The organism is thiotrophic endosymbiont of Bathymodiolus puteoserpentis (Logatchev) (assembly GCF_900127505.1).
GTDB lineage: Bacteria > Pseudomonadota > Gammaproteobacteria > PS1 > Pseudothioglobaceae > Thiodubiliella.
Genome location: NZ_UEXF01000007.1, coordinates 121413 through 129967, shown reverse-complemented (window position 1 = coordinate 129967; position 8555 = coordinate 121413). Strand labels below are relative to the sequence as shown.

Sequence of the window (8555 nt, the reverse complement as noted above, 5' to 3'; positions counted from 1 at the left end):
TTTTAATGGTTTCCTTGGCGCTTTATTTTGGTTCAAAATCTAAGCACTGATTGATTTTTGTGTCTAATTAGAGTAACATTGCTCAATTTCTATATTAGATAAGTATTATGCGTCAAACAATCGTAGTAGGTAACTGGAAAATGAACGCCTCAAAAGAGACAGTTAACACATTGGTGTTGGGTGTTCTTGAAGGTATGCCAGATGTTAAATCAGAAGTTATTGTCTGTGTGCCTTATCCTTACTTGTGTCAGGTTGAGGCTTTAGTAGCGCACTCACAACTAAAGATAGGTGCACAAGATCTCAATGTTAATGCCTCAGGTGCTTTTACAGGTGAAGTGAGTGCAGATATGCTTAAAGATTTTGGCTCTGAGTATGTTATTGTTGGACATTCAGAGCGTAGAAGCCTATACGGCGAGAGTGATGAGATGGTTGCTGAAAAAGTACAAGTTGCACTGGACAATGGGCTGACACCACTATTTTGTATTGGTGAATTATTAGAAGAAAGGGAAGCTGGCGATACAGAAACCGTGGTGGCAAGACAAATTAATGCCGTGATTAAGCGTGTTGGTATTGAGGCTTTCAAAAATATTATTATTGCTTACGAGCCAGTTTGGGCGATTGGCACAGGCGTTACTGCAACACCACAACAGGCGCAAGACACACATGCCTATATTCGTGAGATTTTGGCACAAAGTGATGCGGATATAGCGCAATCAACACCTATTCTTTATGGTGGTAGTATGAATTCTGGTAATGCAGACGAGTTAATTGCCTGTGAAGATATTGACGGTGGTTTGATTGGCGGGGCATCATTAAAGTCTGATGATTTTTTGCGTATTTGTAAGGTGGGTTAATTATTATGTCATTTCAAGTTGTTTTAATTATTCATATGTTGTTGGCGTTTGGTCTAATCGCACTTATCTTAATGCAGCATGGTAAGGGTGCCGATGCAGGTGCTGCTTTTGGTGCTGGCGCTTCAGGTTCCGTGTTTGGTGCACGTGGCGCAAATTCATTTATGTATAAATTAACTGTCAGCATTGCTGTTGGTTTTTTTATCACCAGTTTGACTTTGGCATATCTTGCCACACCGATAAGTACAGAGGAAAAATCTGAGAGTGTGATGGACCAAGTGATTATTGATCCGGTGCCGTCAATTGACACACCATCAATTGACACTAAAATAAATGACACGCCATCAATTAAGGCCAAAACAAATGATACGCCATCAATTGAGACTAAAACAAACGATATTCCTAAGTAACACTAACTATTTTTGCCGACGTGGTGGAATTGGTAGACACGCTACCTTGAGGGGGTAGTGGGCTACGCTTGTGCGAGTTCGACTCTCGCCGTCGGCACCATTTTGTTTCGCCATTATATTTTTAATACCTTTTAAGGGGGTCTCTGTATTGAGCTGTATTGATGATAGTGATATAATCTTAAAATAATTGAAAAACAATAGGATTGACAATGAAGCTATACGCACCCTGGGAAAAAGCCTTTAAAAAAGTTTCAACACCATTTGAACATTTCTTGCATGCACAAACAACCACAGGTATTGTTTTGATGTTTATGACGGTGTTGGCGTTGATACTTGCTAATTCTCCCTTGGCTGAGGCTTATGCGTATTTTTTCCATACGGAAATAGCACTTAATGTCGGCGACTGGACATTGTCACACACCATTCATCATTGGATTAACGATGGTTTAATGGCTATTTTCTTTTTTCTTATCGGGCTGGAGATAAAAAGAGAAATATTAGCGGGAGAATTGTCAAATATTAAGGTGGCTATTTTGCCTATTTTAGCTGCTATTGGTGGCATGGTTTTTCCAGCATTAATATTTTTTAGTATCAATGCCGGCACAGATGGCGCTAATGGCTGGGGGGTGCCAATGGCAACAGACATCGCATTTGCAATTAGTGCTTTGGTGTTATTGGGTAAAAGAGTGCCGATAGCACTGGTTACATTTTTAGTGGCATTGGCCATTGTAGATGATTTGGGTGCTGTACTGGTGATTGCTGTCTTTTATACCGACCAAATACACTTGTTGCCTTTGGCGATAGCAGGTATGTCATTTTTAGTCTTGGTTGCATTGAACAGATTTGGCATACATGCTGTTTTTCCGTATTTTGCGGTTTCCATATTTATGTGGTTTTTTATGCTTGAATCTGGTGTGCATGCAACTATTGCAGGCGTTATTGGGGCTTTAGCAATTCCTTCAAAACCAAAACAGGCGCCGTTAAGCTTTGTTAAGCATATAAAAAGATTATTAAACGAATATGAGAAATATCCGTTGTGTGTTGATCATGGTATGCATGAAAAACAAAAGGCTATTTTAGCAAATATTACAGATAGAATTAGCGATACGGGGACGCCAGCTGGTAGATTAGAGCGTGGTTTACACCTGCCGATTGCTTTAATTATCATCCCTTTATTTGCACTTGCGAATGCAGGTATTGCCATTGATTTTGATCTTATTGTTGACACCATTGTGCAGCCCATATCAATAGGAATTATTGTGGGACTTGTTGCTGGGAAAGTGCTGGGTATTTTTGGTGTTGTGTGGGTGGCTGTCAAACTTAAAATAGCCGTCCTGCCTCAAGGTAGCAGTATGAGTCAAATATTTGGTGTTTCTTTTTTAGGTGGCATTGGATTCACCATGTCTATTTTTGTAGCAGAGTTGGCGTTTTTAGGCAATCCTGATTCTATATTTCAAGCAAAAATCGGCATTTTAACAGCATCATTATTTGCAGGGCTGTTTGGGTATTTTTGGCTTAGATATGTTGCTAAAAACAGTAACTCCTAGGGGTTGTTAAACATTAAAAGCGCTATTTTCTGTCTAAAATACTAAAGTGATGGGTGTGTGGGTTTTTCTCATCTGGCATGTGGGACTCCCTAAAAGTTTCAACAAAGTCACCTCGATCAAACTCAGGGAAGTGGGCATCACCTTCAAATTTACCTTCAATTTGGGTGATGTAGAGTCTATTAACATTTGGTAGTATTTGTTCGTAGAAGGATGCGCCACCCATTATCATCACCTCGCCGTCATCTTTCGCCAATTCTAATGCGGCAGTAATGTTGTTAATCACTTCGCAGCCTTTGGCATGAAAGTTAGTATTGCGACTTACTATTATATTGCGACGATTCGGCAGTGGGAAGCCAATAGATTCATAAGTTTTGCGCCCCATTAGTACCGTTTTACCGGTGGTAGTTTTTTTAAAATATGCTAAATCAGCAGGCAAGCGCCAAGGTAAGGCATTGTCTTTGCCAATAAGCTGATTGTCGTCCATGGCCACAATAATTGATAAACGCATAAAGCAAACCCAAATAAAGTAAAATGATTTCTATTTTACAAATACCTTTGCCATTTGTGTCATTAATTCTTGCCTCTTCGTCCCCTTTTAGAAAAGAATTGCTTAATAAATTAGGCTTGGACTTTGATGTTGTGTCGCCAGATATTGACGAGTCCAGAAAAGTTAACGAAACGCCCGAACAGTTGGTGTTTAGATTGGCACAGGAAAAAGCATTTGAGGTGGCAAAAACTCGCAGTGGGTTTATTATTGCTTCAGACCAAGTGGCAACGCTCGGCGATAAGATTTTAACCAAGCCACACTCACACGAAAATGCCGTTAAGCAACTTGAGAAAAGCTCTGGAAATACCGTTACATTTCTTACAAGTTTGGCACTTTTAGATACACATACAGATACAATAGACACAGTTGTTGAAAAATCTAAGATTGTGTTTAAAGTATTGAGTGCTAAGCAAATCGAGTATTATCTGCAAAAAGAAAAGCCATATAACTGTGCAGGTAGCTTTAAATCCGAGGCGCTTGGTATTAGCCTTGTAGAGTGTATAGAGGATAGTGATCCTAATACGCTAATTGGTTTGCCACTGATTCAACTCATCAAAATGCTTGAAAATCAAGGCATTGATGTTTTAAGTCAAAGTACCGATTTAAAAGACTAACGCCTTTTGTATGCAATATCTTTACCCTCAAGGAATAACCCCTTTTAAGTCTGGACAAAAATTCTATTGGGGCTCGCTCTACGGCAGTGCACAGGCTTTGGCATTGATTGAATTTGCCAAAACACAAGATAATGTTATTTTGGTGGTGGCAAACGATATCAGTCATTTTGACCAGTTGCTTAAGTCATTACATTTTTATAATACTGGTTTGGACATTCTTAGATTTGATAATTGGGAGGTGTTGGCTTTTGATCATTTTTCCCCGCACCCAGACATTACCTCAAGTCGACTCAACACCCTATCAAAATTACCTAGCCTTAAGCGTGGTATTGTTATTACCACATTAGAATCGTTAACACAGCAATTATGTCCGTTGGAGTTTAGCAAAGCGTATAGTTTTAGTTTGAAAGTTGGTGCCATGCTAGAGCTACAAACTTTTGCCCAGCGCTTACTTAAAATTGGTTACAACCGAGTAATGAAGGTAATGGAACATGGCGAGTTTAGCGTAAAAGGCTCCTTGATAGATATCTATCCGATGGGTGCAAAGTTGCCTTGTCGCTTGGATTTGTTTGACCAAGAAATTGAATCTATTCGCCTGTTTGATGTTTCAACACAACGCTCTACTGAAACAACGAAAGAGGTTTTTTTATTACCCGCTAGAGAGTTTGCCACTGATAAAAATAGTATTGAGATTTTTAAAGAAAACTACCAAAAGGCTTTTGACAATACCAGCGGTTTTATTTATGATGAAGTTACTGAGTCGCGCCTGCCAAGTGGTATCGAATTTTATCTTTCGTTATTTTTTACGCATACCAATACCTTATTTGACTATCTACCCAGTGATAGCATTATTGCCACTAGCGAAGGTTTCAACTCATTGGTGGCATTAACTTATGATGAGATCAACAGCCGATACCAGCAAGCCAGTGAGAATTTTGACAGGCTGCCGTTGCCTGTGGAGCAAGTTTTTATTGAGAAACAGCAATTGTTTAGTCAAATCAAACAACGGCAACAATTGTTGATGAGCAGTTCAAAAAATGAAGAAAAATTAGACCATTTGAATTTTGCTAGTCAATTATTACCATCATTAAATATCAATGCACAAAACAAAGTACCGCTAAATAAATTTCTTGTTTTTGAGAAAAAATTCAGCGGCAAAATTTTGATTGTTTGTGCATCTGAAGGGCGAAAAAGCGTACTTGGTGACTTGCTTATCAGTCATGAACTCAAGCCGAACCCAGTTGAGGGTTGGCAAGATTTTCTCAGCAGTGATAAAAAACTTTGTATTACCAATGATGAGCTTAGCGAGGGCTTGCTAACCCAAGATATTGCCATTATTACCGAAGTTAATTTGTTCGGCGCTGATGTGGTTAAACAGCAAAGGCGTAGGCGCGCTAAGCACAAGGATTTTGATGAGGCGATTAAATCTTTGGTGGAAATCCAGATTGGCGACCCGATTGTGCATGAAAGCTATGGTGTGGGTCGATATTTGGGGTTAAAAACACAAACTTTTGATGGTTTAACGCAAGACTTCCTAATGTTGGAATATGCCAAAGGTTCAAAACTGATGGTGCCAATGACTTCGCTGAATTTGATTTCTCGTTATTCTGGGGCATCACCAGAGACCGCACCCCTACACAAACTCGGCGCTAACCAATGGACCAAAGCCAAGCAAAAAGCACATGAAGCCCTCCATGACATTGCTGCTGAATTATTAGAGATCTATGCTAAACGCGAGTCTCAAAGGGGTTTTGCTTTTCCTGAACCCAATGATGCTTACGGCTCTTTTGTTGCCAGTTTTCCTTTTGAGGAAACCCCTGACCAGCTCAAAACCATGGGCGAAGTGTTGGCGGATATGCAATCGCATAAGCCAATGGACAGATTGGTGTGTGGCGATGTGGGCTTCGGCAAAACAGAGATTGCCATGCGCGCTGCATTCTTAGCAATTGAAGCTGGCAAGCAAGTTGCCATTTTGGTGCCGACCACATTACTTGCCAACCAGCATTACGCCTCTTTCAAAGATAGGTTTATTAACCACCCTATTGAAATCAAAGCTCTATCACGCTTTCAAAGCACTAAAGAACAAACGCAAATCAAGCAAAAACTACTTGATGGTACTTGTGATATCGTCATTGGTACCCACAAACTGATTCAAGGTAGCATCAAATACAAACAACTGGGCTTGGTGATTATTGATGAAGAGCACCGATTTGGCGTTAAGCAAAAAGAATCACTGAAAAAAATGCGTGGACGCAGCGATATTTTGACTATGACTGCCACCCCAATTCCACGCACATTGAACATGGCGCTTGGCTCGCTCAGAGAATTGTCAATTATTGCCACACCACCACAAGGGCGCAGCGCGATTCAAACCTTTGTTAAAGAGTGGGACGATGATACGATTAAAGAGGCTTGCTCTCGAGAGATGCATCGTGGTGGTCAAATATTTGTTTTACACAACGATATTGATACCATTGACAATATGGCAGAAAACCTTAAATCATTGATGAAAAACGCACACATTCGTATTGCTCATGGGCAAATGCCAAGTCGTGAATTAGAGCAAATTATGAGTGATTTTTACCACGGTCGTTTTCAGATTTTGGTTTGCACTACCATCATTGAGACTGGTATTGATATTCCAAATGCCAATACCATTATTATTAACAATGCACAAAATTTTGGTTTGGCACAATTGCACCAGTTGCGTGGGCGGGTCGGTAGGTCACATCATAGGGCTTATGCTTATTTGGTCATAAAATCCCACCAGTCACTGAGTGACAATGCTAAAAAACGCCTAGAAGCAGTTGAGTCTTTGGAAGAGTTGGGCGCTGGATTTATGCTTGCTAATCATGACTTAGAGATTCGTGGCGCAGGTGATTTGCTCGGTGACAACCAATCAGGCAAGATTAGCGAAATTGGCTTTAACCTTTATCACGACCTACTGAAACGCACGGTTGATGCTATGCGCGTGGGCAAAAAAATCAATATAAACGACCCTATTAATCATGAAGTTGACATTGATACAGGCATCCCTTGTATCATTCCTGACACCTATCTTGGCGATGTGCACGAGCGTCTTGTTTTATATAAACGCATCGCCAACGGCAAAGACAACAACGAACTCAAAGACTTGACTATTGAGATGATTGATCGTTTTGGCTTGTTGCCAGATGCCACTAAAAACCTATTTTCTGCCACCCAACTTAAACTTTCCTGTGAAAAAATTGGTATTGATAAAGTTTCAATTTATGACGACAAAGCCCACATTGTTTTTTCAGACAAAATCAATATTGAGCCGATAAAGATTATTACTTTAGTACAAACACAACCCAAGCGTTATCAGCTCAAAGGGCAAAACCAACTCATCTTTAAGCAAGAAATGCCTGATAATATCAAGCGAATTGAGTTGATTGAAAGTTTGCTAAAAACTTTAGAGACCTAACGCCTGAATTTAGCAGTGGGTTGTGGGATGATTCGATATAAAGTATAGAGGCTTTATTTAGCCTTGTTCTGCCCATGTTTTTCTTCATAATGTTTTTTATACCATGTTGGTAATGTAGATTTTTCATCATACAGAAATTCAGCTACTTTTTTAACCTCTTCTCGTTTATAGGGTAATTGAGGCATTAATCCAAATTTCTTTATTGCTCCTCGCATTAGAGATACATCTTTATCAGGGTATTCCACCCAGTCAATAATTTGTTGCACGAAGTCTTCTCTTTGAGGATACGCAGATTTCACATGTTTAATTACTGCAAATATAGGCGGAGCAATTTTGGTTATTCCTTTGTTTGAATTGATTGTATGACAGCTAAGACACAGTGTATTGAATAATTCTTTACCATTTTCTTTGGCTAAAGTAACATTTGTGGTTAAGGTAATGAGGGCTATGCTTAATAGGGGAATGCGAATAAAGTTTGTGTTAAAAGATGTTGGATTCATATTTGAATTTTGCTTTTATGTTAAATTTTTTTTATTATATTGTTAAAATTTAAGCTTGTCAAGTCTTGGTTAATTTATTAGTGAAATAAGTTAAATAGGAATTGACTTAGGTTTTTTGGCAACTTGAGTATTTTAGAGAGACTTTTGCATAACTCATAATTCTCCACCCTAATTTTAGATTTTTTCAAAAATATTTTCAAAACTACCTGTATTTTTTCATAAAGTCCAAAAAAACCTTATTTTCCCAGCTGTTTATTGCTTTGTTTCCCTATTTTTAGTCCTCTCCCACTCATTGGGCGTAACAATCCCCTAGACTTCGCATTTGTTTAAAAAATATTCATCCCAGTTTTAAGATTGTGAATCATAGCAATAAGTTGCGCTCTAGTTTTGTTTCTTTCTAATCCAAGGTATCTTGCCTTGGCTAATCCATGATGTAGTTTGAGTAAGCCAAAAGTGCGTTCAACAATATAGCGAATGGATGATCGTTGTTTATTCTCTTGTTTTTGTCTGTCTGTAAGTGGTGTATTTCTGTAAGCCCTGTGTAGAACTTTGTTATTTTGTTTACCAAGTTTTTCATCGTTTTTCTTGTTAGCATAAGCACTATCGGCATAAACTTCACCACAGGTTTTTATCTTATTCTT

Annotated in this window: 8 protein-coding genes and 1 tRNA gene; 6 read left to right on the top strand and 3 right to left on the bottom strand. The window is 39.0% G+C overall.

Annotated features, from left to right (window positions below; all coding sequences use genetic code 11):
* Positions 1–107 precede the first annotated feature (107 nt).
* The 4 genes from tpiA (at position 108) to nhaA (ending at position 2808) form a co-directional block, all read left to right on the top strand.
* The gene (gene tpiA, locus BHECKSOX2_RS00740; RefSeq protein ID WP_139682049.1) at positions 108–854 is read left to right on the top strand and encodes a triose-phosphate isomerase; all 747 of its coding nucleotides are present in this window, start codon (positions 108–110) and stop codon (positions 852–854) included.
* Between the two features lie 5 nt (positions 855–859).
* The gene (secG, locus tag BHECKSOX2_RS00735; RefSeq protein ID WP_139682048.1) at positions 860–1261 is read left to right on the top strand and encodes a preprotein translocase subunit SecG; all 402 of its coding nucleotides are present in this window, start codon (positions 860–862) and stop codon (positions 1259–1261) included.
* Between the two features lie 14 nt (positions 1262–1275).
* Positions 1276–1361 (top strand) — tRNA-Leu (locus BHECKSOX2_RS00730).
* Between the two features lie 109 nt (positions 1362–1470).
* Positions 1471–2808 carry a Na+/H+ antiporter NhaA gene (gene nhaA, locus BHECKSOX2_RS00725; RefSeq protein ID WP_139682047.1) on the top strand — a complete coding sequence of 446 codons (1338 nt, stop codon included), beginning with the start codon at positions 1471–1473 and terminating at the stop codon, positions 2806–2808.
* Positions 2809–2830: 22 nt separating this feature from the next.
* Here the strand turns inward: nhaA and folA are convergent, their stop codons facing one another.
* Positions 2831–3316 (bottom strand): type 3 dihydrofolate reductase, encoded by a 486-nt coding sequence (gene folA / locus BHECKSOX2_RS00720; RefSeq protein ID WP_139682046.1) that lies wholly within the window; start codon positions 3314–3316, stop codon positions 2831–2833.
* A gap of 23 nt (positions 3317–3339) precedes the next feature.
* Between folA and BHECKSOX2_RS00715 the strand changes: the two genes are divergently transcribed.
* Together BHECKSOX2_RS00715 and mfd are read left to right on the top strand one after the other, a co-directional pair.
* A complete protein-coding gene (locus BHECKSOX2_RS00715) occupies positions 3340–3969 on the top strand; it encodes a Maf family protein (protein WP_245391268.1) in 630 nt (209 codons plus the stop codon).
* Between the two features lie 10 nt (positions 3970–3979).
* Positions 3980–7414: a transcription-repair coupling factor gene (mfd, locus tag BHECKSOX2_RS00710; protein WP_139682045.1), complete on the top strand. Its 3435-nt coding sequence runs from the start codon at positions 3980–3982 to the stop codon at positions 7412–7414.
* Positions 7415–7467: 53 nt separating this feature from the next.
* Here mfd and BHECKSOX2_RS00705 read toward each other — a convergent pair whose 3' ends face one another.
* Together BHECKSOX2_RS00705 and BHECKSOX2_RS00700 are read right to left on the bottom strand one after the other, a co-directional pair.
* Positions 7468–7914: a c-type cytochrome gene (locus BHECKSOX2_RS00705; protein WP_139682044.1), complete on the bottom strand. Its 447-nt coding sequence runs from the start codon at positions 7912–7914 to the stop codon at positions 7468–7470.
* Between the two features lie 326 nt (positions 7915–8240).
* The coding region (locus BHECKSOX2_RS00700) for a transposase (protein WP_180323593.1) at positions 8241–8555 on the bottom strand (315 nt) is incomplete at its 5' end.

Excerpts from the sequence above, each read along its gene's own strand:
- tpiA (WP_139682049.1), top strand. The coding sequence starts at position 108 with ATGCGTCAAACAATCGTAGTAGGTAACTGGAAAATGAACGCCTCAAAA.
- secG (WP_139682048.1), top strand. The coding sequence starts at position 860 with ATGTCATTTCAAGTTGTTTTAATTATTCATATGTTGTTGGCGTTTGGT.
- nhaA (WP_139682047.1), top strand. The coding sequence starts at position 1,471 with ATGAAGCTATACGCACCCTGGGAAAAAGCCTTTAAAAAAGTTTCAACA.
- folA (WP_139682046.1), bottom strand. The coding sequence starts at position 3,316 with ATGCGTTTATCAATTATTGTGGCCATGGACGACAATCAGCTTATTGGC.
- BHECKSOX2_RS00715 (WP_245391268.1), top strand. The coding sequence starts at position 3,340 with ATGATTTCTATTTTACAAATACCTTTGCCATTTGTGTCATTAATTCTT.
- mfd (WP_139682045.1), top strand. The coding sequence starts at position 3,980 with ATGCAATATCTTTACCCTCAAGGAATAACCCCTTTTAAGTCTGGACAA.
- BHECKSOX2_RS00705 (WP_139682044.1), bottom strand. The coding sequence starts at position 7,914 with ATGAATCCAACATCTTTTAACACAAACTTTATTCGCATTCCCCTATTA.